Genomic DNA, 26,171 nt, shown 5'->3' with positions numbered 1-26,171 from the left:
AAGGCCAGCTCAGGAGCTGGCCTTTTTATTGGAGTTTCATAGGCAATAAAAAAGGGTCTAGCCGAAGCTAGACCCTGGAAATAGGTGGTGGCTACGCAGGGACTTGAACCCCGGACCCCAGCATTATGAATGCTATGCTCTAACCAGCTGAGCTACGTAGCCATCCGAGGCGCGCATTATTCTTTCTCCAAAGCCCTGTGTCAACCCTATTTTTTATTTAATTGCTTAAAAACTAACGTTTTTTTAAAAGTGGTTGATTGCTTCAGCGCGAGCGATTGCAAGGAGCTATTACCTGCGTTTGATGATGGCATTCTGTTGAGCACATGTTAGGAGAGCGCTGGGAGGCTATAGTCAGATCGTCTATTACAAGGCGCACGTTTCTACACCACGAGAAACGACTGTACCTTAAAGGCGGCGATAGCTGTTGGCTGAAAAGGGAAGAGACAATTTGTGAAGCTAAGGCATGCGCTTCTCGGCAGAAGATGGCATCGGTTAAGGTGGGCACTATTCCAGAGGCACGTACCTGTCTTCTTAAACATAATCCCGCAAGTCAAAAGGTTGAGTTCCGCTTTGGTGCTAAGTCTGTGAGGCGCATAGAGGCAACGGCTAGCTGACATAGCCACTTATCGAGCAGTAGTCTTCAGCAAATGACTTGACGCGCCTGTGTAGTAGATAGCTTGAAAGATGAGCTATCTCTCATTTTAGAGGTATGAGTTGAAATACAAAGACTAAAATCGTATTCGTTACTGATTAGGCAATATTCATTTGTCTACTTGGCATTATATCTATAATGACTTTTCTGTAATCATTATGTCATCTCCCTGTTCTGCCCCGTTCCGATAATTAAAGAATAAATCCCGGACCTGTTTATAAGTGGGTATTTACCTACTTGTTTATCAGGGAGAAGGTAACTTTATGATTGGAAGTGAGATGAAAATGAAAGGTTTGATTGTAGCTGCCCTTGTCCTTGCTAGTAGCTCTGTATTTGCTGCCCAGAACCTCCCTGCTGCCAGCACGCCTGCTGTAGAGCACTATACGTACTCGGATCATCTGGATATCAAGCGCGTCATTGATAGTCCGGATATCACCAGCTTTTGCGGCATTCGCCCGGTACGCATGACTTATGAAGATCATCAGAATCAGATTCATGTCATGGAGTACGACGTTTCAGGTTCTGGATGTGACGATAACTAATAGAGTTATTCGCTCTAGCTAATTATTCAAATTAATTTCAGAGCTTTCCTGAGTTGTCTTTTAGTCTTTATAAGAGAGATGTCTTTATTAAAAGTCATCTCTTTTTTATTTGGCTGCTGAAAGTATGCGCATTTAATCGATCACTCAAACATGATCCACACCTACATGTGCCTTGCTTGATAAACATGTGCGTTGTGGGAGCTAACGCACGGTTGCAGGCTAACAAAAGCAGTGGAATGCCTGTCAGAGTGAAAGCCTCCCGATGACGTAGGGTGCTTCGGGGTGTTTCATTTTATCGCGCTGAGAGGATACGCATGCGAATCAGCATTCGACAGATCACGATGCTCTTCTTTTTGTTTCTCGCAGGTACGGCATACGCTCAGGCTCAGCAGAGCCAGACGGACCCGATCAGAATTCTGTTTGTGGGTAACAGCTACACCTATGTAAACGACTTGCCAGCTGTTCTGAGTGGGATGTCCAAGCAGGATAAGCAATCACGCCCCATAGAAACCAAGACGCTGGCCTTTTCCGGGGCATCGCTTGAGCAGCATTGGACGAAAAAGGACGTTCAACAGGCTTTGCAGGAGCAGAAGTGGGATTATGTTGTTCTGCAAGAGCACAGTATGTTGCCGGTCAAGAATCCGGAGTTCATGTATAAATATGCGCGGTTGATCGATGCCGAGGTTAAAAAGCACGGTGCCAAGACAATCCTGTACCTGACTTGGGCTCGCCAGAATGACCCGGCCATGCAGGCCAAACTGGATAAGGCCTACACCACATTGGCTGATGAGCTAGGCGCTCTGTTGGCGCCGGTGGGTCAGGCCTGGCAGACAGCGTTGGCTGAAAAGCCGCAGCCCTCATTGTTCCTGCCGGATGGTAGCCACCCTTCGTTTACGGGCTCGTATATAGGCGCCTCGGTGTTCTATTCGCTGATCTACGGCAAAATGCCGCCTCAACCGACTGCCGCAGAATCCAAGCGTTTGGAAAAGGCCAACGCCGCAGAGTTGCAGCAGGCAGCCTGGAAAGCGGTTCAATCGTTATCTCCTGCGCTACGGACCTCGCCTGACAAGGCGATGCACGCTTCGGCTCAGTAGTTTCTTTATCTCGCCCAAGCAGATCTGCTTGGGCGAGACTATTTGCTTATGGAATATATTTCTTTTCCTGTAAGCGTTTGATTGCACCGATTAGGCAATCTTCGGTGCTAACGGCCTCTGTAAAGCCCGCTCGACGAATCTTGCCCATGTCCGAGATCATGTCGAACTCGGTGTTAAAGACAAAGTCTCCAAACTTCCAGCCTACCAGCTTTTCGTACGGCACGGGCTCCAGGCTGTGCTGTTCAATCAGTTTTTGCCAATCGTCAGCCTTGCTGGGCATCTGTGCCGCGAGGGAGAAGGGCTGTGGATCGGCAACCTCTATATTCAGAGCCTCACCAATTTTGTGCCAGAGCCGCTCCCAGCGGAAAGGCTCGCCAACCAGATTGAAGGCTTCGTTACGGGCTGCCGGATCCAGGGCGGCCCATACACTGGCGCGTGCGAGCCAGCGTGCATCGGTCAACTGAGCCAGCACTTCCCGGTAGGCCTTCATCGAGCCGGGAAAGCGCAAGGGCACACCGGCCTGCTTGCTCAAGGCTGCGAAGGCGCCTATGACCAAGGCAATATTCATAGGATTGCCCGCAATATCGCCTACTACGACGTCAGGACGCAGGATCGACCATTCGAATTCACCTTGAGCGGCGCGCTCGCGTAGCAGGTCTTCCTGAGTGTAATAGAAGTTGGGAGAGAGGTGACGAGAGTCATCCTCATAAAACGGTGCAGCCGTTGGCCCTAGGTGCACGCCATACACTTTGGCTCCCTGATAATGAACGACTCGCTGAAGCTTGGCGCCAGCAGCCTTGAGACCGTCCAGCACGTTGCGCAGCATGGCGCCGTTAATCTCGGCCTCTTTGGCCAGACTGCTGTCAGGTCGCAACGCTGCATAAAAGACGTGGGTGGTGTCGCCTGCCTGACGCAAGGCTTCGGCAGTAGCATCGGCGTCGGTCAGATCAAGATCGATGGTTTCAACGTTAGGTACGAATGTGCGGCGCACGGCGCGGACTCGCCATTCTGGGCTTTCAGCCAGGGTTTCAACAACAGCATTACCGATGATGCCGCTTGCCCCAACGACCAGGGCAACCTTGGAAGCTGACATGTGTGTTCTCCATGAAAGGCTAAGGGATTGAGGTCTATTTGATATTAGTAAGCTGATACTTCTGATCCCTACTTGGTTCCGAGAATCGAGAGGTTTCAATAGCTTCCTGATGGGTGCGCTGATTGGATATCGAACCGATGGCAGCCTCATGCGGTCGATGAATGAGGCCTTCAGTAGAGTACTACTGCCAAAGGCTCAACCAGACGGAAGGGTTACAGCGGCGTGCAGTGGGTGTCCTGCCCTGATCCAGACTTGCTAACTCGTGTGTCAGCGCCTGACGCTCATAGGAAGATTACATATGTCGACCTCCTCACCGGAACCAGATACAAAATTGCGCCGCGTAGTTACCGGGCCTTTGCTTTTGCTATTCATCCTGGGAGATGTGCTTGGCGCAGGGGTATATGCCTTGGCAGGCAAGATTGCAGGCGAAGTAGGCGGAGCTATTTGGGTACCCCTAGTCGTCGCAATGGGATTTGCGATGCTGACAGCGGCTTCTTATGCAGAGCTTGTTACCAAATACCCAAAAGCTGGAGGCGCAGCGGTATTTGCAGCAAGAGCCTTCAAGCATCCTGTCATTTCCTTTCTGGTGGGCTTTTCGATGCTGGCGGCTGGCGTTACCAGCGCGGCCGGGCTTTCCCTGGCATTTGCAGGTGATTATCTCGGAGCATTTATTCAGGTTTCGCCTACCGCAACAGCCTTGGCCTTTCTGACATTTGTTGCTCTGCTAAATGCCCGCGGAATCAAGGAATCACTTAATGCCAATCTGGTCATGACGCTCATAGAGCTGTCCGGGCTTTTGCTGGTTGTCGTTCTGGCAGCGTTGTACCTCAGCCATGGGCAGGGTGAGCCAGCACGTGTTCTGCAGTTTACTGAGGGAACGTCGCCACCGGCGGCAGTATTGGGTGCAGCGCTGCTTGCTTTCTACTCTTTTGTTGGGTTTGAGGTATCAGCCAATATTGCTGAAGAAGTGAAGGATGTACGGCGTATCTACCCGCGCACACTCTTTGGTGCGTTACTGATCGCCGGAGCGATCTATGTTCTGGTTGGCCTGGCTGCCTCCATCGTCTTGCCGCCGGAGCAGTTGGTTGGCTCTTCTGCACCGTTGCTGGATGTTGTGCGCGCAACAGGCTATGGCATTCCACCGCAGCTGTTTGCGGTGGCTGCTCTGCTGGCGGTTTCCAACGGCGCGTTGCTTACCATGATTATGGCCAGCCGTCTGGCTTACGGTATGGCCGAGGAAGGCTTGCTGCCTTCAGTACTGGGACGTGTACTACCACGCCGGCGTACGCCCTGGGTGGCCATTATCGCTACTACTCTGGTGGCAATGGCGCTAACTGTCACGGGCACGTTATCCGCATTGGCCGAAACGGTCGTACTTTTGCTGCTCTTTGTGTTCATGAGTACAAATGTGGCCGTTCTGGTACTGCGTCGTGACAAAGTTGATCAGCCTCATTTTCGGACGCCTACGCTTGTACCGCTGCTGGCCATCGTGTCCTGTCTGGTGCTGCTTAGCCAGCAAAGCGCTGAGACTTGGTTGCGTGCCGGTATTCTGCTTGGGGTCGGTGTGGTTCTATACTTTGTGACGCGCACTCACTCGACACGTGAGGCTGCAGACGTTGTATAGGACAATGCTTTTGCAGGCCAGGGCCGGCCTGCGAGGCAAGACGGAACGCGTTAAAAGACCCAGCGCTGTGGGACCTGACGAGTGTTAGCGCTGGCGGGTTTCCAGGGGCGGACAGAGAGTTCGGCCTGTGTAGCGGAGCTGGGCAACGCGGCCGGTACTTTCAGGTAGACAGACGTGAGGCTCGGCATATTGAGTGAAGGCTGCGCCTGGGTTTCGTGTCCTAGAAACCAGGCGGCAACCATTAATAAGGGAACAGCAAGACGGGATGCAGTACGGTTATGCAGGGAGTCCATTCCTTGGCTCTCACAGAGAATAATTAACGGCCCGAATCATATCGGGTAAGTTCATCTGTGAATCCATGGATGCCAACTTTATTGCAAAACCGAGCGAGTTCTCACATCAGTATGTTGCATGGTTGGCATATGGAAAGTGTGCCGGTTCAACTTAGGCGCAACGTGCCCCGTAAGTGCTGACAGAACTCTATGACTTCATGGGCTCGCATGTGGCTGGCCGAGTCCTCTGTCTGCCTGATAGCGGCCGTGATCATTGATTCGATATTCTGGATATGAATCAACTTTAGGTCGCTGCTCATATTGCTCAGCTCGATTAATTCCGCAATGCGGTTTTCAGAGCGAGTCAGCAAGCGTTCGACCACATTAAGGCTTTCATCGAGTTCGTTCTTGATAGGGGATGCATAGAGGTAATCGGTGAGGGTGGGAGCAGGGCGGACTTGCGGTTCCATCGCGGTGTTCCTCATGTGGCCTTTGCAGAGATATGGCACGCTCGAGGCAAGATGTATCGCTACTGGCGCTTAGGCGCAAGAGCCCGACCTCGTCCAAGAGACGAGTGGTTTATACCGTCGTCGGTTAGTGTGCTGCAAGCGTCAAGGAAGAGGGTTTCCAGTAGCGAAGCGCTGGAAACCCTCTGAGTCAGGCGCTCTGGTCGATCACGCTGCGATAAAAAAGCCACTCGTGTTCAAGGGCATGGGCCTGGTTTTTAGCTTGTCGAAAACCATGACGTTCGGTGGGGTAGAAATAGCCTTCAGCACGGATACCGCGGTCTTTTAAGGCATGAAGCATGGCGCGAGTCTGCTCCGGAACGACTACAGCATCCAACTCGCCCTGGAAGAAGATGACTGGAACTTCGATCTTGTCGGCATGCAGTAAAGGTGTTCGCGCCCGATAGCGCTCGGCATCCTCTTTGGGATCGCCGATGAGCCAGTCCAGATAGTCGGCTTCGAACTTGTGTGTTATGCGGGCTAATGCCGCCGGATCTGTTACACCGTATAAGCTAGCACCGCCACAGAACACATCGTGGAATGCCAGTGCACATAGGGCCGTGTAACCGCCGGCGCTGCCACCGCGAATAAAGGCATAGGCGGGCTCGATCAGGTCTTTCTCTGCCAAGTAGTCTACAACGGCGCAGGCATCCTCTACATCAGCCTCACCCCACCCGAGATGAAGTGCATTGCGGTACGCGCGTCCGTACCCGGTACTGCCTCTATAATTGAGATCGGCAACGGCAAAGCCGCGTTGTGTCCAGTACTGAATGCGCGGATCGAATACGGGGTAGCAGGCAGAGGTAGGGCCGCCATGAATGAACACAACCAGGGGCGGTTTATCCTCTCCTGTCATGGCTGGATAAAAAAAGCCATGGGCTTCGCCTTCGCCGCTGGGATAACGCAAGGCTTGTGGTTGGCTGATGCGCTCACTGGGCAATGGCGCAACGCCTCCAGCCAGGATCTCGATGTCACCGTTCTGGCCATTGATTTCAAGGATGCACGAGGGACGATTGGGCGCTGCAGCAATGCAGTAGATGTGCTCATTGTGCAGGGCCAGACTGCGGAAGCGCGTAAAGTCTTCCGCGAATCGGTGCACCCGCCCATCCGCCAGGCGTCGGCCCAGATGCCCAAAGCCTTCCTCGAACCAAGTGGCTATATAGCGCTCTCCACCCAGGCTATACCAACTTCTGCCGCCCAGTTGAAAGGGCGCTGCTGCATGATCGGCCTTGATGGCAGTAAGCCTGCTGACACCTGATGTGCACTCTCCCCACGGTTGCCACCAGCCGTCACGGTCTGACAGGCAATAGAGCTGATCCTGCTCATCAAAGCGGGGTTGTTGAATCGATTCCAGGTCTTTGCCTGCGATACATACCGGCGCATCCCACTGACCATTATCCAGGCGCTCGGCGCACATGAGTCGTGTAGAGGTCCATGGCTGGTGCGGACGGCTCCATTCGATCCAGGCCAGACGCTTACCGCTGGGGCTCAACGTAGGTGAGGCGTAAAAGTCAGCGCCTTCGGCCAGTACCTGACGTTGGCCGGCTGCCAGTGGGATGGCGACGAGCCGGTGGATGACCGCATCGTCTTCATGGCTTTCTTCCACCGCCATAATGAGGTTGGCTGCATGCTGCAAATCACCGTAGCGGCGCTTGCCTTGGGTCAGAGCTATAGGCTGGCTGCCATCAAGCGGCTGACGGTAAAGCTGTTGATCCGAGTCGTTGACAAAAACAGCGTCCGTTTCGGTCAGGCAGAATGCGCCGCCCCCGTACTCATAAACACGGCTGCGTGCACTGTAGCCATCAGGCGTCAGGCAGTGTGCCTTGCGGTCGTGCCAGTGCCAAAGTCGGCAGGCGCCGTCTGCAGGGTCATATTGATTCCAGAAAAGGCCTAAGGCCGATACCTGTAGTTCGGCAAAGTCGATGCCTGCCGCGACGGCCTGTTGAGCGGTAAAGGTGCCGTCTGTAGAGGCAGGGTGCTGGTCGGCCATGGGGCTTCTCCGTTGCTGTGTAGGACTCAGGCTTTGGCGATAAGCTTAGAGTTCCGCTCATTGCGAAAGCTTAGCTGCTCAATGGTTTGAGTGGCATGCTCCGCTTCGGTACGGGCGTTGAGGATCACGTCGTGATGAGGGGATTTGCTGCACACTGGATCAGCATTGGCGGCATCACCGGTCAGCATGAAGGCCTGACAGCGGCAACCTCCAAAATCCTTTTCCTTTTCATCGCAGCTACGGCAGGGTTCAGGCATCCAGTCGTAACCGCGGAAATGATTGAAGCCAAAGGAGTCATACCAGATGTGCTGAAGGCTATGATCCTTCACATTCGGAAACTGGATCGGCAGCTGGCGAGCGCCGTGGCAGGGCAGTGCGGTGCCATCCGGCGTGACGGTGAGGAAGATACTACCCCAGCCGTTCATGCAGGCCTTGGGACGTTCTTCATAATAGTCCGGCGTAACAAAGATCAGCTTGCAGGGATGGCCTTCAGCTTCGAGCTTGGCGCGATATTCATTGGTGATGCGTTCGGCGCGTACCAGTTGTTCTTTAGTGGGTAGCAGACCGGCCCGGTTAAGCTGCGCCCAGCCATAGAACTGGCACGTCGCAAGCTCGACAAAATCCGCTTCCAGGGCGATACACAGCTCGATAATGCGGTCGATCTTATCGATATTATGCCGATGCGTAACAAAGTTGAGCACCATGGGATAGCCATGGGCTTTTACCGCGCGGGCCATCTCCAGTTTTTGGGCAAAGGCCTTTTTGGAACCGGCGAGCAGGTTGTTCACCTCTTCGTCGCTGGCCTGAAAGCTTATCTGGATATGATCAAGCCCGGCATCACGAAACGTAGCGATCTTCTGTTCGGTCAGGCCTATGCCAGAGGTGATCAGGTTGGTGTAGTAACCCAGCCTGCGGGCTTCGCCGATCAACTCGGCCAGATCCTGGCGTACCAGGGGTTCGCCGCCGGAAAAGCCCAGTTGCGCCGCGCCCATCTGCCGGGCTTGTTGCATGACGGTAAACCACTGCTCAGTAGTCAGTTCTTTACCCTGGGCCGCAAAGTCCAGGGGATTGGAGCAGTAGGGGCACTGCAAGGGGCAGCGGTAGGTCAGTTCTGCAAGGAGCCACAAGGGCAGCCCTACCGCAGGCTTCTCAGGCAAGTTAGCTGAGTTGGATCCAGTGCTCTGCACGAGCAACCTCCATGAACTGCTCCACGTCGTCGCCGAGTTCCGGGACGCCTGGGAAGCGTTCGTTCAACGCATCAATGATGGCGGCCACGTCACGCTGGCCGTCGATGAGTTCGCCAATAGCGCCAGCGCTTTCATTCAGCTTGATCATCCCTTCCGGATAGAGCAGTACGAAGCCGTTCTGTGCGGGTTCGAACTGAAAACGATAGCCAGGGCGCCAGCGCGGCACCTGAGTACGGTCAAAGCTCATAGTTGAATTCCTTTATGCCAGACGCGCTGGTCAGTAACGGTGTGATAAGGCGGCCGCTTCAGCTCGTAGGCCATGCTCATGGCGTCCAGCATGCTCCAGAGGATATCGAGCTTGAATTGCAGGATTTCAAGCATGCGCTGCTGGGCATCATAGGTGGTGTAGTGCTGTAGGGTAATGTGCAGGCCATGCTCCACATCGCGGCGTGCCTGACCAAGGCGTGTGCGAAAGTACTCATAACCGGCCGGATCGATCCAGGGATAGTGTTGGGGCCAGCTATCCAGGCGCGATTGATGGATCTGTGGGGCAAACAGTTCGGTCAGCGAACTGCTGGCTGCTTCCTGCCAAGAGGCACGGCGGGCAAAATTGACGTAGGCATCTACTGCAAAGCGTACGCCCGGAAGAACCAGCTCCTGAGATAACACCTGCTCGCGATCAAGCCCCGTTGCCTCGGCCAGACGGAGCCAGGCTTCGATACCACCCTCTGTGCCAGGTGCGCCGTCATGATCGAGAATGCGTTGAACCCAGTCACGACGGATCTCGCGGTCCGGGCAATTCGCCATGATCGCGGCATCTTTCAGGGGAATGTTCACCTGATAGTAGAAGCGATTGGCAACCCAGCCCTGAATCTGCTCACGGGTCGCGCGGCCTTCGTACATGGCTACATGGTACGGGTGGTGGATATGGTAGTACGCGCCTTTGGCGCGCAGGGCTTGTTCGAATTCTTCAGGAGTGAGGGCTTGCGGCATGTTTAGCCTCCTCGATAGATAAAAGGACCGGGTGAGCGTTAATCACAACTCAATGCTCATGCCATCCCACGCGACTTCTACACCGTGCCGCTCAACTTCTGCGCGTTCGGTCGAGTCTTCATCCAGGATCGGGTTGGTGTTGTTGATGTGAATAAGCACTTTACGTGGCGAGGTAAGCTGGTCGAGCACCTCAAGCATCCCGCCAGGACCGTTCTGAGCCAGATGGCCCATCTCACGACCGGTACGTGTGCCTACGCCACGGCGCTGCATCTCATCGTCTTCCCACAGAGTGCCATCGACCAGCAAACAATCCGCTTCGGCCATTTTGGCCAGCAGGGCATTGTCCACCTGACCCAGGCCGGGCGCATAGAACAGTTTGCCGCCGGTGCGCAGGTCTTCGACGATCAGGCCGATGTTGTCACCCGGATGCGGATCGAAGCGGTGGGGCGAATAGGGTGGCGCGGCGCTGCGCAGCGGCAGAGGGGTGAAGCGCAGGTTCGGGCAGGCCGGGACAACAAAGCTGCCTTCCAGCTCGATACGGTTCCAGCGCAGGCCGCCGTTCCAGTGTTCCAGCATGTTGAACAACGGGAAGCCGGTCGTCAGATCCTGATGAACCATGTCAGTACACCAGACCTCATGGGGGCAGCCCTCACGCAGGCTGAGCAGACCTGTTGTATGGTCGATCTGGCTGTCGAGCAGAATGATCGCACCGATACCGGTGTCGCGTAGCGCACGGCCCGGCTGCATTGGCGCAAAGCTCTGTAGCTGAGCGCGGATATCAGGTGAAGCATTACACAGGACCCAATTCACACCATCGTCAGAAAGGGCAATGGATGACTGGGTACGAGGTTGCGCGCGAAGGCTACCATCACGAACGCCACGGCAGTTGGGACAATTGCAGTTCCACTGGGGAAAGCCGCCGCCTGCAGCGGAGCCAAGAATTTGGATATACATGATTTATCTATGAAGTGCAGCCAACTTAGAACTTGTCACGAGAGGCGAGGGGAATGGCAGCGCAAGCGCCCGTTGGCAGTCCAGTTATGGTGGACGAGCCTCGCGATAGGCATGACCAACTTCTAAGGTGGCTAGAAAAGGAGCGCCCCGGATAACCGGGGCGCTGGATTACGCAATCAACGGTTAGCGAAGTACATGGTGACTTCGAAGCCAATGCGTAGATCGGTATAAGCAGGTTTAGTCCACATAATGAATACCCCTCAAGGTGATATCGGAAAGATCCGACTTAATTAGTACAAAATACCTTGCATACGTTCAGAATAAACACATCCTGAAACGCACTTAAGCTAGTTTACTCTCATATTGTGTGGCGCACAGTTACAGGGTTAGCCAATGTGTTTCTGTCGAGACGTGGTTGGCTAAACAGGTCCAGCCGTGATAGGCGCTACGCAAGGCTTGCAGGGCATGTTGGATATCGTCCGGCTGCAAGGCCAGAATCGCCTCGCGCAAATCATCAAGATAGGTCAGGGAATAACCCCCTAGATGCGCACTCCATAACGCCTCACTCAGATGACGGGAATCGAGAGCGCTGGCTAAAAATTGATCAGCAAGGGCCCGCTGCTGTTGAGTGAACTGCTCTTGGGTGAGCGCGGCGGCCTCAGACGGCAGTAGGGCAAGAAATTCCTCAAGATGACCCAGGATGCCGGCAGTCGTTACAGATGGCGACTGGATGCCAAATACCAGTGTTGATCGCCCCGCCACCTGGCGGATGCTTGAAAAGACCGCATAGCCCAGTTGCAGCTCCACACGCATGCGCTGATAAAAACGTGGCTGTACAACGTGACCGATAAATCGCCACGCTGCCTCCTGATGGATGTCATGCGCTGGTGCCGGACAGGCCAGCAGAACAGCATGCTCAGCCGAGTGTCCGGTAACGGTATGCCACCAGTGGCCTGCACGGCTCTCCAGCGTTGAAGTGGGCGGTGTAGTTGTGCCGGGAAGGTTGAGCATGCAGTGGCGGAGTTGATCAAGTGTGGCGTCTGAAAAGCCAATGGCTAGGCCATGCCATTGTGCCGTAGACCAGAGACTGGCGAGCAGGGCGGGCCCTTCTACGCTCTGGCCTGCCTGATCCGCTGCGGTATAGGGCGGCTCGGCCACAAGATCATCAAACCGGCTCATAAGCTGCCTGATCGGCATGCTATTCGGCGCTGGCGGTGGTTGACTGAAGGCCCGCCAGACGTCATGGCCTGGGGTGTGCAGCAAAGGAATGAGCGCATCAAGCACGGCTGGAATCGGGTTGCTTAACCCCGTGATCCTGAGCTGCCAATGCTGCCCAAGTGTACTGAGTGAAACATCCACACCTGCCTGGCGTGCCTGATCAGTGATGACTCGTAAGGCATGGTTGAGCGTGCGGATGAGAGCAGGTTGATAGGCAACCGGCTCTGGAAAGCGCCAACAGATATACAGCGCGCCTTCACCATGATCAGGAGAAAGAGCTTGGCTGCTAACCAGAGCGGGTAGCGAAACAGGCGTTTTTCCGACTTTGGTCAGCGCAGGCGTCAGAAACGGATTGAGCGGAGGAAGCCTCCAGTCCAGCACAGGCTCCGCGTTATGCTCGGGTGCATCTGGAATAGGCAGCAGGTTGTGTTCAGGTCTTAATTGGCTGAGCAGGTGCTGCAATGCGATTACGCCAGCGTCAGAAAGACCAGGGGAGGTTAGTCCATGCTCAAGAAGGGACCGAGATAATGCCAGTGCGCCGCTAATGGCGCGTGCTTGTTGAGCGAGCCGTGTGTATTCCTCCTGTAGCTCAGTCCAATCAGGCTGGCGCTTGAGAAAGGCAAGCCAATCAAAGAATGCGCGCGCGACCTGTGACGCTTCTTTAGCTCCGGCCTCGGTCAACGCTATCTCGACAGCAAGTACAGCCTGTTGCTCGAAGCGGTAGAGAGTTTCCAGTTTAAGCGTCTTGATCCATCCTTTCTTTCGCAGTCTGTCTATCAGTCCGCCGTCATGCTCGGCATGCATCCAGTGGGACAGGCAATCAATCGCTTCGCTGCTTTCAGCGGGTAGGCTTTCCAATGCAAACATCAACCCGAGCGTATTTGCGTCCGGCAGAGGGATCGGTTTGACAGTTTCCGCTGGAAGGAGCGCAGGGGGAGGTGTTTGCTGGACATGCTCCCCAGTATTGAATTGACTGCCATGAAGGACTGCCAGCTGGCGTAGCTCATCCAGAGGCTGCGGCCCGACCAGCGCAAGCGTCATCTGGCCAGCCTGATAAAAGCGCGCATGAAACGCTTTCAAGGCCGTCTGAAAACGCGTGTTGGGCACGAGCAGGCTGTAGCGGTTGCCCGCATGGAAGGCCCTTGCCGGATGGTGGCGGGACAGTGGGTGCATCATCCAGGCCAGGCGATGTGTACGAATATCCCGAGACCACGCAATGAACTCGGCGTGGATCACCTCTCGCTCGCGCCGCTGGCCCTCAAGTGCAAAATGCGGGTGAGCAAGCATGTCACATAGCCGGATGAGCCCACCTTCCAATGCAACAGGCGGCACCTCAAAAAAGAAATCTGTAAGGCGATCTCCTGTGCTGGCATTGACCTGTCCAGCGTGGCGCTGCACGTAGGGCATCAGGCCCTCATCGGCGGGGTAAGTGTCTGTACCGAGAAACAGGAGGTGCTCAAGAAAATGCGCCAGCCCGGGCCATGCACGATCCACATCATGACTTCCCGCCGCAATTCGAATAGCGGCTGAGGTGCGTTTGAGCCGCGGCACATGCGCCAGAATGACGGTCAGGCCGTTGGGAAGACGAAAGGATTCAAGGCTGGTAGCAGAAGGATTATTCATGGCAGTCGTTATCGCATCGCCTATATGCAGATGGCATGTTACAGCCGCTCTGCCGCTTCGCTGCGGGCAGAAAAGAGCCGTTAGGCTACACGGATAGCACCACTTCGGGCCATGGCTCAAAGAATTGCCATGCTTTGGACAGAACTTTTCTGGATATCGCGTGCTTTTCAGGTGTACTTATGTACAGTATCCGATGTGTATCGATACATTGCGGGTCAAGGCGCTTTTACGCGCACACTGTAGGGCATTCGCCATTACAGCCAGTGTTTTCTGTCCTTCATCTTTTCACCGACAGACTGGCGTATCTATTGATGACCGTTGATTTAAATACCGGCAGCCTGGCTGTCGGTCTGCTGTTTGAGGACGTTGTTCGTGGACGACACTACCGGCTCATCCGTCAGCCATCTCTCCAACCTCGAGCGGCTGCGAAGCCGTCTGCTCGATCTGAGCGCCCGTAACCGGTTGCTCAATTTCTCCCATGCGCGAAGCAAGCGGTTCGTTCGCGTGATCGATGAATTGCCAGACCAGCTGTTCGAAGTGTTGTTGTCGGAGCGCTCGATGCGTTTTGCGGCCGTGCCGGAGCCCACTGAAAAGTTGCTGCTCCAGCATGGCTTTCTGGAAAAGGACCCTTGCACAGGGCAAGTGCGTGAAGCAAAGAGGCTGCCTACCGCCGAAGAGTGGGCTGCTGTATTGGGTATGGCCTCCAGCTACGAGCTACCCATGCCGACGCTTACCGAGAGACCTGTCGCCAATGGCAGCTCACCACTGCAGGAGGGTGAGGAGGCTCTTGTTGAAGAGTCTTCTGCTCTGGAAGAGGTGCGAGAGCGCAAGCATTCGGATGAGTCTATCCAGAGTCTCTATTTCCCCCCTGAGCTTGAGGCGCGCTTGCAGATCCTGCATGCCCAGTCGCGGATAGCCCTGGAGGAAAGCGGGGCGAATATCCTGTATTTGGCCATCGGCTTTCTGGAGTGGGACGAGTCCGTCGCAGGCAGCAACAGCACGCGCCTGGCACCGCTCATGCTGGTGCCGGTACAGCTGGAAAAGGGCAGGCTCAACGCAGATACCGCGACCTTTGAATATCGTATTCAGTACACCGGTGAAGACATCCTGACCAACCTGTCGCTCAGGGAAAAGCTGCAACTGGACTTCGGCATTGCCTTGCCTTCTATTACTGAAGAGTTGACCCCCGAGGCGTACTTCCGACTGGTACAGGATACGATTCTGAGAGCCAAGCCTACCTGGCAGGTACGTCGTTTTGCCTCGCTCGGTTTGTTCGAGTTTGGCAAGCTGATGATGTACCTGGACCTTGACTCAGCGCGCTGGAGCGAGGGGCAGCTGGGAACGCATCCATTGGTGCGACGTTTGACAGGCGCCTCGGCTGAAGAAAGAGAGCCCGCCACAGAGAGTGGATTCAGCGCTGAATACGCGATTGATGAATTGCCCGAGGTACACGAGCGTTATCCGCTGATCGATGATGCGGACAGCTCCCAGCACAGTGCGCTGGTGGATGTGGTCCGAGGTGAAAATCTGGTCATCGAAGGCCCGCCGGGTACCGGCAAGTCCCAGACCATCACCAATATGATAGCAGCGGCCATGGCACAGGGTAAGAAAGTGCTGTTTGTTGCGGAAAAGCGCGCGGCTTTGGAGGTGGTCAAGAACCGTCTGGAGCGGGCAGGACTCGGTGATTTCTGTCTGGAGCTGCATAGCCACAAGAGCCAGAAGCAGGCGGTGATTTCTAGTATTCGGCAGCGAATCCAAAGGCGAGGCACCTTTCGATCACCCAAGGAGCGGCAGGCCCAGATAGAGCACTATGAGCGTCTGAAGCGGCAGCTCAACCGCTACGTCGAGCAGCTGCATGCCCCTTATGAGCAGACCGGCATGACGGCGCATCAGATCCTCATGCAGGCTACGCGCCTGCGTGAAAGCTCGCCCTTGGCACCGTCCGAACTCCATCCTGTCTATGACCTGCCTATCTCGCGTGTGCAGCTGGAGGAGCAGGCCAACTTCTACGCCACTTATTACCGCAAAACCGCACAGGAGGCAGGGGAGCCGGGCCGACTGGAAACCCATCCCTGGTTTGGCTGCCGTCTTACCCGATTGACGGGCCCTGAGCGAGAAAACCTCATGGCTTCGCTGGAGCATGCTCAAGAAGCACTTGCACAGTTTGCGTCGCTCAGGACGCCATTGGCCGAGCTGATGGGGGCCCCAGCACTCTCGCACTTCACGCCTCAGACGCTGGCTGATTTGGCTGAGCGGCTTCCCGTATTAAAGCTTCCGCAAGGTGACGAAGACTGGGCGCTATTGCCGCTGTTGGATGAATCATCCTGTGCGGCCCTCGGCGATTGGCTAGACCGGTTCGATAGCTTGCTCAAAGGGCAGGAAACCCTGGCGCGCAGCTTCAAACCAGATGCCATACGCTCTGCCGAGACCTGTCAATTACTTAACCGGGCCTGTGCCGCATTACGACTGCATACAGAAGGGGAGCTGGACCTGTCGCGGGCGCTGGATCTCATGAAACGAACCCGCGACCTGATGCAGGCGGCTACCCAGGTGAATGCCGTTGTGCAGCATCTGCAGGAGCAAGGGACCGCTGGCGAGTGGATAAGCGACCGGGAGGGATTAGAGCACTTGAGCACAGTGCTGATGCTGGCACAGGCACTGCCTCCTGAACTGGTGGAGGCGCGTCAGCGAAGCTATGAGGACGAGGCGCTCGATATTCTGCTGTCCAAGCTATCTGACCAGCTGCCAGAGTTGCGCCGCCAGCGTGAGCATCTGTCAAAAGTATTCTCATTCAACCGCCTTCCGGATAGTCAGCGTCTGGAAGACCTGCACCGTGTGCTGTCCGACTCGTCCCTGCTGCGCTGGTTCAAGGGTGAGTGGCGAGCGGCCAAGGCCGAGCTGCTCACCCTGGTCCGACCCGGTGTGAAACTGGGTGAAGGTATCGATGCGTTGGCAGGAGCCATCGAGTTTCAGCGCGAAAGCACAGCACTTGAACACAATGCAGGCTATGCGCAAAAGCTGGGGCCACTGTTCAAGGGGCTTGATACAGACGTAGATGATCTCCTGCGCCTGCGCGCCTGGTATCGTCAGGTACGTGAAACATGCGGACGTGGCTTTGGTGCCAAGGTGTGGATCGCGGATTACCTGACCAAGGCCGATACAGCCGACATCGCTACGTTACGTGACGAGGCTGACACACTTCTGGCCTATCTAGGGGAGGTAGAGGACCTGATACAGGACCTCGAAACCCTGTTTACCTTTGATGCGCATGATCTACGTACACAACCACTGCTGACTGCTGATGGTGTACTGGTACGTCTGCTCAAGAGTATTGGCGGTGCGCTCAAAGCGATGCTGCCCCATGTTCGGGAGCAGAATCCAACGCTTGGTGGGCTGCAGGCACGAATCAAAACCCTTGAGGCCTGGCAGCAAAGTGCTTCGCAGCTGCGTCAGGACGAGCAGCTCACCGCTGCACTGGCGGGCCGCGAATTGCCAACGCTGGAGCAGGCTTCAAGTGCACGTGCCACGCTCAATGCCTGGCGGCACACGGTCGAGCTTGCCAAACCCCTGCTGGCGCTGCCTGTTGGCCGTGATCTAACGGCTCACCTTGCTAAACAGGATGCTGATAGCGCTGAAGCTATGATCCGCCAATGGCAGGGACAGGCCGCTGTGATTCAGCAAGCCATGGCCGCCTGGGAGGACCGGCTGGATGCCTTTTTGGTAAAGGGAGAAATCGAGCCTGAGGAGTGGTGGCAAGTTCTTACGGAGCAGACTTTCGAAGCATTGCAGGAGCGTCTGACCCGCGCGCGTGAGCGAGAAGACCTGCTGGACCATTGGTTTGAATACCGCCGGTTGCGCAGTCGACTGGTTGATCTTGGCTTTGAGTCCACGGTGGTAGCCATTGAGCGGCAGCGCCTGGAAGCCGATCGTTGCGCCGACGGTTGCCTGCTGGGTTTGCTGGACCTCTGGGCGTGTCAGATTCTTGAGAGTAACCCCTCACTTGGGCAGTTTTCCGGCAAGGAGCAGGAGGCTATACGTGCTCGCTTTGCCGAGATCGATCAGGCGCTCAAGCAGATTCAGCGAGAAGAAGTCGCCTACGACATCGACCAGATCGACGTGCCCGCTGGTAATAACTCCGGCAAGGTGAAAGAGCGCACCGAACTGGCCTTGTTGGAACATGAAGCTAGTAAACAACGTAGTCATCAGCCAATTCGTACGCTCATGCAGCGCGCAGTCCAGGCACTACAGGCACTCAAGCCCTGCTTCATGATGAGTCCAATGGCGGTAGCACAGTACCTGCCCGCTGGCGAGGTAGAGTTTGATCTGGTGGTAATGGACGAAGCCTCGCAGATGCGTCCCGAGGAGTCCTTGGGCAGCATTGCCCGCGGTCGCCAGCTCGTGGTCGTCGGCGATCCAAAACAGCTGCCGCCCACCAACTTCTTTGCGCGCCAGGGAACGGGAGACGATGCTGAAGATGAAGATCTGTCTCTGGCTCAGGACTCTGAAAGCATTCTGGATGCAGCCATGCCGCTGTTCCGACTACGCCGTCTGCGCTGGCACTATCGTTCGCGACACGAAAGTCTTATCGCCTTTTCCAACGCGGCCTTCTACGACGGGAATCTTGTGGTTTATCCCTCGCCGCATCGGGAGTCGCCTGAATTTGGTATCAAGTTCGGACGTATCGGCAACGGCCGCTTCGTCGAGCAACGTAACGTAGAAGAAGCCGAGGCGGTTGTCGCTGCAATTGAGCATCATCTGCTAAATCGCCCTCAGGAGTCCTTGGGTGTCGTTGCAATGAACGTCAAACAGGCCGATCAGATTGAGCGCCTACTGGAGCTGCGTGCCAAGCAGAACCCGGAGCTCCAGCTTGCCTGGGAGCGTAATGCCGGACTGGCCGAGCCACTGTTCATCAAGAACCTGGAAAATGTGCAGGGGGATGAGCGAGATGTCATCTTTATCTCCTTTACCTATGGCCCCATGGAGGCGGGCGGTAAGGTGCCCCAACGCTTTGGCCCAATCAACAGCGATTCGGGGTGGCGCCGGTTGAATGTCTTGTTCACCCGTTCCAAGAAGCGTATGCACATCTTTACCTCATTCACCGCGTCAGATGTGCTGGTGACAGGCACATCGAGTCGTGGTGTGCATGCGCTGCGCAACTTCCTGCAATTTGCCGAGACGGGTTATCTGCCGCATGTAGAAGAAACTGCACGTGCACCGGATAGCGACTTTGAAATTGCCGTCATGGATGCCTTGTCCCGTCATGGTTATACCTGTGAACCCCAGGTTGGTGTGGCAGGTTTCTTCATCGATCTTGCCGTGCGCGACCCTGAACAGCCGGGGCGCTATCTGATGGGAATCGAGTGTGATGGAGCGGCGTACCATTCGGCCAAATCAGCACGTGATCGTGATCGGTTGCGTCAGAGCGTTCTAGAGCAGTTAGGCTGGAGGATTCGGCGGATCTGGTCGGTGGACTGGTTCCGTAATCCACGCACACAGCTGGACCCGATCATTCATGAGCTGGATCGGCTAAGAACCGTAGCGGAGCATCCGGCAGCGGAAGTGGCACCGTCTGGCAAGCCGGTCATCGAGGCTGCCGCCCAGAGTGACAGGCCTAGTCAAGCGTGAGTAGTTAGGACCCTTCGATGAAGGGTCCTTTTTCTAGCAGCCTAAAGTAGACTTTAAGCGATAATATTTATCGCGATATCTATATAAATCTTGTGCAGATTATATAAGTTGTGATGCAAGGCGAAAACAGGGAGTTGAGCGGTAGTGTCAACGTGACATCATTTATTTAATATGAGCTTACGTTGATAGGCGACTTTATATGGATACGTTACGCCTCGCTTCACATGGTTTGTCAAAGCATGATCAGGAAATACTTTCCAAGCAGTTAAAGATGCTTCGCGGCCGTACAGCCTGTGAATGGGTTCTTGTAGATGATTACCGCTCGGCTGATGTTACCTTGGTTCAGGGGCAGCCGCCTTCCGATATGCCAGGGATAATTGCTCTGGCCAGTACTAAGGCGGGCAAGAGTGGCAGATATCATCTGATTGAGTGGCCGATACGACTATTTGGTCTTATCGATCTGTTAATGGCCATTGAACTTGAGTGGCCCGCTCGCGCCGCCACGCCTTTGCCCACCTTGTCATTGGCTCATCGACTAGCCCGGATTCGTCAGGATCAATGGTTGGACGTAGCCGGCATGGTGGCGCAAGCGTTTCAGGCAAAAGATGAGTTCAGGACGACAGTAAGCAGCTTTGATGAGCTGATTGAGCGGCTGGCCTCAATTGACGGTGCGTCTGTACGTTTTGTAGAGGGACATCACCCGCTGGCGGACCAAGAGGCAGCGCTTGAGCCGTATTCGCTCAAGGCAGTGATCTGGTCGCTAGCCCTGCGCGAGGAGGCTATCAAGTCCAGGCAGTGGCATATCAGCCAACAGCAGTTTGGTATCGCAACATGGCCATTGTTTGGTACGTGGGAAACGGCACCCTGGATGCTCCGTCTGGCAGCGCTCTATGGCCGGCAGCCAGCAACATTAGCCGATGGGGTCGAACTGACGGGGCTGCGTGTTGAGCTGGTGGCTGCATTTCTGCATGCCTGCGAGCTTTGCGAGCTTGGGCTGACGGTCAAGCAAAGTACTAGACCGCCACGAATTGAAAGCAAACTGCCTGCGCCGGAATCCCTACTGGCTCGCCTGCGGCGAAAGCTAGGCCTGGGTTACAAAAGGACGTGAAGATGATTTCCAAGATTCTGTTCATTGGCCCTATGGGGGCGGGTAAGACCACCGCCATTACGGCGGTCAGTGACAGCGAACCGATCACGACCGAGGCCGACAACCTTGATCGTGCACAAAGCGACAAGGCCACCACAACGGTAGCGCTGGACTACGGCGAGATCTACCTGGATGAAGACAGCTCTGTCCTGCTGTATGGCATGCCAGGACAGGACCGTTTCGATTTCATGTGGCCGATCCTGGCTGAAGGAGCGCTTGGTGCGGTGCTACTGCTCGACCATAGTCATCCCGATGCCGTTGCCCAGCTGGATCATTTTCTGGAAGCCTTCGCCGCGTTGGTGTCATGCGGTGCGCTGGTTGTAGGGGTAGGGCGCGTGCAGAACAGCCAGGACATTGGGGTCTATCAGGCCCATCTCAAAGCGAAAGGTCTGGCGCTGCCGGTATATGCCACCGATGTGCGACACAAGCAAAACGTACTGTTGTTGATCGAGACGTTGATCGCCAACGCTGAATTGAACGAAATACTGGAGCGCTAAATGTTCAACGAACCCTCCGTGACTCAGCCCTCCGGTTTGAAGGAACTTTGCCAGCAGCATCTCCTGCAATTACAGGAAACGCTATCAGACATGCGTGTGGCCGTAGTCTCCACTGCAGATGGCTTTCCCATCGCCATGGTAGAAACCACACCCCAAGGTGCCCGACGGGCAACGGCTATGGCTGCCGCGCTTAATGGGTTGAGTCAGACACTCACCAAGGAGCTGGCGACGGGGCAGTTGGAGGGCACCGTACTGGAGTGCCAGCAAGGCCTGATCTTGTGCCGTCACGTAGCGATGCCCAAGCGGGCGCTAGTGATCCTGATGGTGGTTGATGCAGGCGCAACGTATGGACATGCGTTGTGGGCAATCAAGCAAGCCGCAAAAGACTTAAGCACAGCCCTGCATGCCTGGGTTGAAAGCAAGATCGAATAACTCTCCTGACCTTTCAAAGGAATGTGACACCATGGCAAACATTGAACAAAGCCTGAGCGAGCTGCTAAACCTTGATGGCGCATTGGCGGCTGCGCTTGTGGACCACTCCAGTGGCATGCTGCTGGGCTCGGTAGGATCAGGCGTCGATTTGGAGCTGGCTGCAGGTGGTAATACTGAAGTCATACGCGCCAAATACAAGACCATGAAGATGCTGGGGCTGGATGACTCGATCGAAGACATACTCATCACGCTGACCAAGCAGTACCATCTGATTCGCCCACTGAGCAACTCCAATGATCTGTTCGTGTACTACGTGCTGGACCGCAGCCGAGCCAACCTGGCACTTGCTCGCCGCAAGCTGCAGGCTGTAGAAGGCATACTGGAAGTCTGAGGATTCGAAAGCATCAGGCGGGTGGGCGATATGCCGTAGCCGCCTGGCTTTATCAATGGGCTGTCGGCTTTACTGATCGGCCCATTTTGTTTCAGTGCGCCTCGCCGTACAGCGTTTTCTCACGATTGATCATGACATCCGCCAGGAACCAATAGGCTTCGCCCCAGGAGTTCAGGATCTCGTCAGTTGCCGCATCGCCTAATACATCCTTAATGGCTGGCAACAAGGCATTGGCAACAGCAGGGTAATGTTCCGCTTTGACATGCGTTGCTACGTGGCGGGCGCAAATCTTGTCAACTGCGCCTTGGATAGCATCCAGATTATCCACGTTCTTGGCAAAAGCCAGGATGGCTGCCGCTAGTCGTCTGGGCTGTTCACCTGACTTGTGAGCGGCTTCATCGAACAGCGCTTTTATATCCGGATCGACGAATAGGCGTTCGTACATGCGAGTCGTAATAGCAACGCCATGCTCTTGAATGACAGGGGCAGTCGACTTGATGATGGCAATGGTTTCAGGTGATAGAGACTGGCTCATAAGGCTTCCTACAGCGTTCTCATGCCGCTGCGCAAGGCGGCACTGTTGTCATCAGGCTAGTGTTATCGATAGCAGCACCTTCCGACGGAGGGCGAGAGCTGCCTGAAGCATAGACCACCGCAGCGGTGCTGCTGCAAATGCTCAAATCGATGGGTGCAGCCTAATGAAGTTGTCAGGAGGCGATATTGATGTATGTCATGGTGCCTGCAATGGGCCAGACACCATGACGAGCGGTCAGGATCAATGGGCCTTAGGGTGCCTTGAACCCAGGCTTGAGGTGCGCCACCAGATCCAGGAAAAGCGTCCAGGTGCGCTCGGTTGACGAAATGCTCAGGCATTCGTCTGGTGAGTGGGCATTACGGATGTCCGGCCCGAAGGAGATCATGTCCACATCCTGCAGTTTGGCACTGAATACTCCGCACTCAAGGCCGGCGTGAATGCCTGCGACTTCAGGTGCGCGGCCATACTGGGCAGTAAACCGTTCAATGAACAGATCTCTTAATGGAGATTCGGGGCGGAAGGGCCAGGCTGGGTAGCCATCATGCAGCTCAAAGCGCGCGCCGATCACCCGCGCCAGTGCTTCGAGCTTGGCAACGGTCGCTTCCATTTGTGAGGGCTGCGAGCTACGGCTGGCGCTGCCAAAGCTGATCTCGTCGCCTACGATATCCAGCGTACCCAGGTTGGTAGAGGTTTCCACAAGGCCAGCAATATCCGGGCTCATACGTTGAACACCTTGAGGCATCAGCATCAGAGCTTCGCTCAGTGCTGTTGCAGTGGCCTGCGCAAAGCAGCGCTCCGGCATGCGTGCGGCTTCCACTGCCAGTTCAAGGCCAGGATCAGCCGTCACATACTCCTGCGAGAGGCGCTCGTACCATGTTTTCAGCGTTGCGTCGAAGGCATCCAGAATGGTCGGCTGAATTAGCAAAATGACTTCTGCACGCCGCGGAATCGCATTGCTTTTGCCTGAGCCGCCTTGTATGTGTGCAATGCGAACATCATGCTTGGCCAGGAGATCACTCAGGATACGACCGAGCAGCAAGATGGCGTTGCCGCGTGGCGTATGGATATCCAGGCCCGAGTGACCACCTTTGAGACCACGGACATGCAGTTTGATAGCCCTGGTTCCTGCTGGCACGTCAGTCCATTGGATAGGAAGGCGCATGTCGCTGCGGTTGCCACCTGAGCAGCTGGTAAACAGCAGACCTTCCTCCTCGCTGTCGATATTGAGGAACAGGCGACCCTTCAGGTTGGACGTGTCCAGTTTCGAGGCGCCTCTAAGGCCCACCTCTTCCTGAGAGGTGAAGATGGCTTCCAGTGGTGGATGTGGGAGGTCATGACTTTCCAGCAGCGCCAGCATGAACGCTACGGCAATGCCGTTATCTGCACCCAGGGTAGTCCCATCGGCTTTGAGTAAATCGCCCTCAATGCGTAGCGAGATAGGGTCACGGTTGAAGTCGATGGGGTTGCCCTCGTTCTTCTCGCACACCATGTCGGTATGGCCTTGCAGAATCGTCACAGGCGCATCTTCGTAACCGGCACTGCCCGGCTTACGGATGATGACGTTATCCAAGGCATCGCGCTCAGCGTGCAAGCCGTGGCGTTCGGCAAATGCCATTAAATGATCGGCAACTGCCTGTTCATGAAAAGAGGGGCGAGGAATAGCGGAAAGCGCTGCGAAATGACGAAAAACTGCAGCCGGGGCAAGATGCTCAAGAGAGGCCGACATGGTGGCTCCAGAAAACGGAAAACACTGAGCGTCGGCTGATGCTGCTGGGGAGTCAAGTAAATTTACCCATAAAGCGCCCGCTAGAGCGCTCGATGAATATAACGTTTACTGATTCATACGCTGACGATAATCCACCAGCTCCTTGCCCAATGCTTCGGTTGCATCCTGAAGCGTATCGATCGGACGTTTGCGGCAATAATCACTGATCCACTGCATGCGCAGGCCGTCGTCCATCCCTTCTGAAATATTCTTGATCCCACTGCGAGTGGACTCATTGAAGAAGGTGAAATAACCTGACACCCACTCACTGGCATACGGCTTATCAGCGCTCCAGGTACTGAGCAAGTCACGGCAGGTCTTGGAGCCAATACCTAGCGCCTTGATGGGCTCATCCCCATCGGCGGCAAACGCACCTTGCGCCAGGCTGCTTACTAGTACCAGCGTCATGGCTATCCCTGTCATTCGTTTCATGGTCGTCCTCGTGGGTGAAAGCGTAACGTACCTTTATAGGGCGATACCTGGAGAGGATCAACACTATGCTTAGTTTTTGCCATAGCAGTCATGGCTTTGTTGAGATGGCAGCTGTTTTTCGGATAAAACGGTTTGTATAAGTTCCGCTATTCGTCATCGGGTTGAAGAAAGGAATAATTTATGAGTTTTACTTGGCTAGAGAAAGTTGAGTCTGAGCTGAATTGTTGGGGCGTATTTTATGGAGATTTTTTTACTTGCTTTCATCAGCTATCGTTGAAAGAAAAACAAGGTTTACTGGCTTTTTAAGCGATGCGTCGAGGGGGGTTGGTTTTAATGTTAGAGAAGGCCTCTTTTATCTACTTGATCAAGACTGGGATGAGCCATCAAAATTTAATGAAGTGTCCTTCTTTATAGGTGATGTTGAAAGCTCTTCAATTTCTGTCTCTGAGTTTGTAAGAGCTTTGGAAGTGGCTGCATTAACATATGTAAAAGAATTTAATGATGAAAAAGATATGGTTTTAAACTGTTTATTAAAGCTAAAGCTTAGGTACTCAGCTTTTTTAAATTGAGGGGGGTGGTTTTTATAAAATTTGCTTTTGTGACGTCGTTAATTTTTCTAAGTGCGGCATTTTCTCAATAAATGGAAGTTAAATTCATTACAAAGGATTTGCATGCGTGTAATAATATAATGGATATAAATTCTATAATTTAACAAATTCCTTTTAAAGCATAAAAGTAACTATATGGATAACCTTGTGTCTGCATACGCCGTTATCCACGCCAAAACGGCCTGATATCACGGATATCAAATAATGCCGGATACACCCTATGTTCCAGGGGCATGGCTACCTATCGAGCCACTACCGGTTTATCAGAAGCAGTACAGCTTTCTATATACTCAGGCACGGCTGTATAGCCTGCTTAGGAAAGATATTACGGCCGGATCCGCTCGGCCTCATCGAGACTAATATCGTCCCACCGCTGGTTATAGAGTTGCGTGGTCCAGGTCGAGGAATGATTGGCCATGGCCGCGGCATTCTCCAACGTGCCGCCATTTTTCAGGTGCACGGTAATGCCGTGGCTCGGAAGGTGTGTTGCCAATCGGCGTCTCGATCTCTATCACTAACGTACGTCTTCTTATTATGGTATGGGCAATGTCTTGAGGCAGTTGACCCTTGAGAGCCAGCTTAATGCGGTGCCGATCGGTGAGCATGACATGCTGTTGTCTTTTCTATAAATGCCAGCAAGGCTGTTCCGCTCCATGAATAGAACCGCTTGTCCAGGCCAGGTAAATCTGCCTCAAGTTTCTGCATAAAATGCCGAGATGTATCTGAATAAATACAACGGCGCCGGAAAATTTCACGGATGAAAATAGCTTTAGGATGCTTGTATGCCATGGAGGGGTCAGGAGTTTGAATGCAGCCAAAATATCCAGCCTCATGCCTCCCGCCGCTTATAGCCTGCCTAGTTTTGATGGAAGCCCTGCGTACTCTTATTCAAGCAGTTTTAAGCACTTGCCCTTCAGTTTTGCCTCTGGTTTACCTCACTTTTTATTTTTCCTTACGCTTGTATGGCTACATTGATCTGTGGCTGAGCTTT

At 54.6% G+C, this 26,171-nt stretch carries 23 protein-coding genes and 1 tRNA gene; 9 read left to right on the top strand and 15 right to left on the bottom strand.

Translation table 11 applies throughout. The features are described 5' to 3' along the window. Positions 1 to 85: 85 nt before the first annotated feature. Positions 86 to 162 (bottom strand) — tRNA-Met (locus IEX86_RS13945). Between the two features lie 774 nt (positions 163 to 936). Here IEX86_RS13945 and IEX86_RS13940 point away from each other — a divergent pair. Together IEX86_RS13940 and IEX86_RS13935 are read left to right on the top strand one after the other, a co-directional pair. Beyond that, positions 937 to 1,194 carry a DUF2790 domain-containing protein gene (locus IEX86_RS13940; protein WP_229685339.1) on the top strand — a complete coding sequence of 86 codons (258 nt, stop codon included), beginning with the start codon at positions 937 to 939 and terminating at the stop codon, positions 1,192 to 1,194. Between the two features lie 314 nt (positions 1,195 to 1,508). Further along, on the top strand, positions 1,509 to 2,288 hold the full coding sequence (locus IEX86_RS13935; protein ID WP_188866723.1) for an SGNH/GDSL hydrolase family protein: 780 nt from the start codon (positions 1,509 to 1,511) through the stop codon (positions 2,286 to 2,288). A 46-nt stretch (positions 2,289 to 2,334) separates the two neighbouring features. Here the strand turns inward: IEX86_RS13935 and IEX86_RS13930 are convergent, their stop codons facing one another. Continuing rightward, positions 2,335 to 3,381: an SDR family oxidoreductase gene (locus IEX86_RS13930; RefSeq protein WP_188866722.1), complete on the bottom strand. Its 1,047-nt coding sequence runs from the start codon at positions 3,379 to 3,381 to the stop codon at positions 2,335 to 2,337. 298 nt (positions 3,382 to 3,679) lie between these two features. On the opposite strand from IEX86_RS13930, the gene IEX86_RS13925 reads away from it, so the two are divergent. Next, positions 3,680 to 5,005, top strand: coding sequence for an APC family permease (locus IEX86_RS13925; RefSeq protein WP_188866721.1), 1,326 nt, complete (start codon positions 3,680 to 3,682; stop codon positions 5,003 to 5,005). Positions 5,006 to 5,055: 50 nt separating this feature from the next. On the opposite strand, the gene IEX86_RS13920 is transcribed toward IEX86_RS13925, so the two are convergent. From IEX86_RS13920 to pqqF, 9 genes are all read right to left on the bottom strand, one after another. Beyond that, positions 5,056 to 5,298 (bottom strand): hypothetical protein, encoded by a 243-nt coding sequence (locus IEX86_RS13920; protein ID WP_188866720.1) that lies wholly within the window; start codon positions 5,296 to 5,298, stop codon positions 5,056 to 5,058. A 146-nt stretch (positions 5,299 to 5,444) separates the two neighbouring features. Continuing rightward, positions 5,445 to 5,747: a hypothetical protein gene (locus IEX86_RS13915; protein WP_188866719.1), complete on the bottom strand. Its 303-nt coding sequence runs from the start codon at positions 5,745 to 5,747 to the stop codon at positions 5,445 to 5,447. Between the two features lie 187 nt (positions 5,748 to 5,934). After that, positions 5,935 to 7,773: a S9 family peptidase gene (locus IEX86_RS13910; protein WP_188866718.1), complete on the bottom strand. Its 1,839-nt coding sequence runs from the start codon at positions 7,771 to 7,773 to the stop codon at positions 5,935 to 5,937. Between the two features lie 26 nt (positions 7,774 to 7,799). Next, positions 7,800 to 8,960: a pyrroloquinoline quinone biosynthesis protein PqqE gene (gene pqqE / locus IEX86_RS13905; protein WP_188866717.1), complete on the bottom strand. Its 1,161-nt coding sequence runs from the start codon at positions 8,958 to 8,960 to the stop codon at positions 7,800 to 7,802. Next, positions 8,932 to 9,207, bottom strand: coding sequence for a pyrroloquinoline quinone biosynthesis peptide chaperone PqqD (pqqD, locus tag IEX86_RS13900; RefSeq protein WP_019366410.1), 276 nt, complete (start codon positions 9,205 to 9,207; stop codon positions 8,932 to 8,934). The genes pqqE and pqqD overlap by 29 nt, the downstream gene beginning before the upstream one ends. Further along, positions 9,204 to 9,953, bottom strand: a complete 750-nt coding sequence (gene pqqC / locus IEX86_RS13895) for a pyrroloquinoline-quinone synthase PqqC (RefSeq protein WP_188866716.1) — start codon at positions 9,951 to 9,953, stop codon at positions 9,204 to 9,206. Before pqqC ends, pqqD begins: the two co-directional genes overlap by 4 nt. A gap of 42 nt (positions 9,954 to 9,995) precedes the next feature. After that, positions 9,996 to 10,907, bottom strand: coding sequence for a pyrroloquinoline quinone biosynthesis protein PqqB (gene pqqB, locus IEX86_RS13890; protein ID WP_188866715.1), 912 nt, complete (start codon positions 10,905 to 10,907; stop codon positions 9,996 to 9,998). 176 nt (positions 10,908 to 11,083) lie between these two features. Next, a complete protein-coding gene (gene pqqA / locus IEX86_RS13885) occupies positions 11,084 to 11,155 on the bottom strand; it encodes a pyrroloquinoline quinone precursor peptide PqqA (RefSeq protein ID WP_003243383.1) in 72 nt (23 codons plus the stop codon). 130 nt (positions 11,156 to 11,285) lie between these two features. Beyond that, positions 11,286 to 13,748: a pyrroloquinoline quinone biosynthesis protein PqqF gene (gene pqqF, locus IEX86_RS13880; protein WP_188866714.1), complete on the bottom strand. Its 2,463-nt coding sequence runs from the start codon at positions 13,746 to 13,748 to the stop codon at positions 11,286 to 11,288. Between the two features lie 372 nt (positions 13,749 to 14,120). On the opposite strand from pqqF, the gene hhe reads away from it, so the two are divergent. The 5 genes from hhe to IEX86_RS13855 all read left to right on the top strand — a co-directional run bounded on the left by hhe (position 14,121) and on the right by IEX86_RS13855 (position 21,840). Further along, positions 14,121 to 19,373, top strand: a complete 5,253-nt coding sequence (gene hhe / locus IEX86_RS13875; RefSeq protein ID WP_229685338.1) for a DUF4011 domain-containing anti-phage protein Hhe — start codon at positions 14,121 to 14,123, stop codon at positions 19,371 to 19,373. Between the two features lie 199 nt (positions 19,374 to 19,572). Next, on the top strand, positions 19,573 to 20,481 hold the full coding sequence (locus tag IEX86_RS13870) for a hypothetical protein (protein WP_188866713.1): 909 nt from the start codon (positions 19,573 to 19,575) through the stop codon (positions 20,479 to 20,481). A 2-nt stretch (positions 20,482 to 20,483) separates the two neighbouring features. Further along, positions 20,484 to 21,017, top strand: coding sequence for a GTP-binding protein (locus IEX86_RS13865; RefSeq protein WP_188866712.1), 534 nt, complete (start codon positions 20,484 to 20,486; stop codon positions 21,015 to 21,017). After that, positions 21,018 to 21,449, top strand: a complete 432-nt coding sequence (locus tag IEX86_RS13860) for a roadblock/LC7 domain-containing protein (RefSeq protein ID WP_188866711.1) — start codon at positions 21,018 to 21,020, stop codon at positions 21,447 to 21,449. 31 nt (positions 21,450 to 21,480) lie between these two features. Next, complete coding sequence (locus IEX86_RS13855) at positions 21,481 to 21,840, top strand: hypothetical protein (RefSeq protein WP_188866710.1); 360 nt, start codon at positions 21,481 to 21,483, stop codon at positions 21,838 to 21,840. A 91-nt stretch (positions 21,841 to 21,931) separates the two neighbouring features. On the opposite strand, the gene IEX86_RS13850 is transcribed toward IEX86_RS13855, so the two are convergent. The 3 genes from IEX86_RS13850 to IEX86_RS13840 form a co-directional block, all read right to left on the bottom strand. After that, complete coding sequence (locus tag IEX86_RS13850; RefSeq protein WP_188866709.1) at positions 21,932 to 22,375, bottom strand: globin domain-containing protein; 444 nt, start codon at positions 22,373 to 22,375, stop codon at positions 21,932 to 21,934. A gap of 250 nt (positions 22,376 to 22,625) precedes the next feature. After that, positions 22,626 to 24,101, bottom strand: a complete 1,476-nt coding sequence (locus IEX86_RS13845) for an aminoacyl-histidine dipeptidase (RefSeq protein WP_188866708.1) — start codon at positions 24,099 to 24,101, stop codon at positions 22,626 to 22,628. A gap of 105 nt (positions 24,102 to 24,206) precedes the next feature. Continuing rightward, the gene (locus tag IEX86_RS13840) at positions 24,207 to 24,572 is read right to left on the bottom strand and encodes an HdeA/HdeB family chaperone (protein ID WP_188866707.1); all 366 of its coding nucleotides are present in this window, start codon (positions 24,570 to 24,572) and stop codon (positions 24,207 to 24,209) included. Positions 24,573 to 24,826: 254 nt separating this feature from the next. On the opposite strand from IEX86_RS13840, the gene IEX86_RS13835 reads away from it, so the two are divergent. Continuing rightward, positions 24,827 to 25,141 carry a hypothetical protein gene (locus tag IEX86_RS13835; RefSeq protein ID WP_188866706.1) on the top strand — a complete coding sequence of 105 codons (315 nt, stop codon included), beginning with the start codon at positions 24,827 to 24,829 and terminating at the stop codon, positions 25,139 to 25,141. Between the two features lie 364 nt (positions 25,142 to 25,505). Here the strand turns inward: IEX86_RS13835 and IEX86_RS13830 are convergent, their stop codons facing one another. After that, complete coding sequence (locus IEX86_RS13830) at positions 25,506 to 25,673, bottom strand: site-specific integrase (RefSeq protein WP_188866705.1); 168 nt, start codon at positions 25,671 to 25,673, stop codon at positions 25,506 to 25,508. Positions 25,674 to 26,171 lie beyond the last annotated feature (498 nt).

The sequence above is a fragment of the Pseudomonas asuensis genome, assembly GCF_014646755.1.
Lineage (GTDB): Bacteria > Pseudomonadota > Gammaproteobacteria > Pseudomonadales > Pseudomonadaceae > Chryseomonas > Chryseomonas asuensis.
The sequence above is the reverse complement of the archived record's forward strand: the minus strand, read 5'-3'. Positions and strand labels throughout refer to the sequence as shown.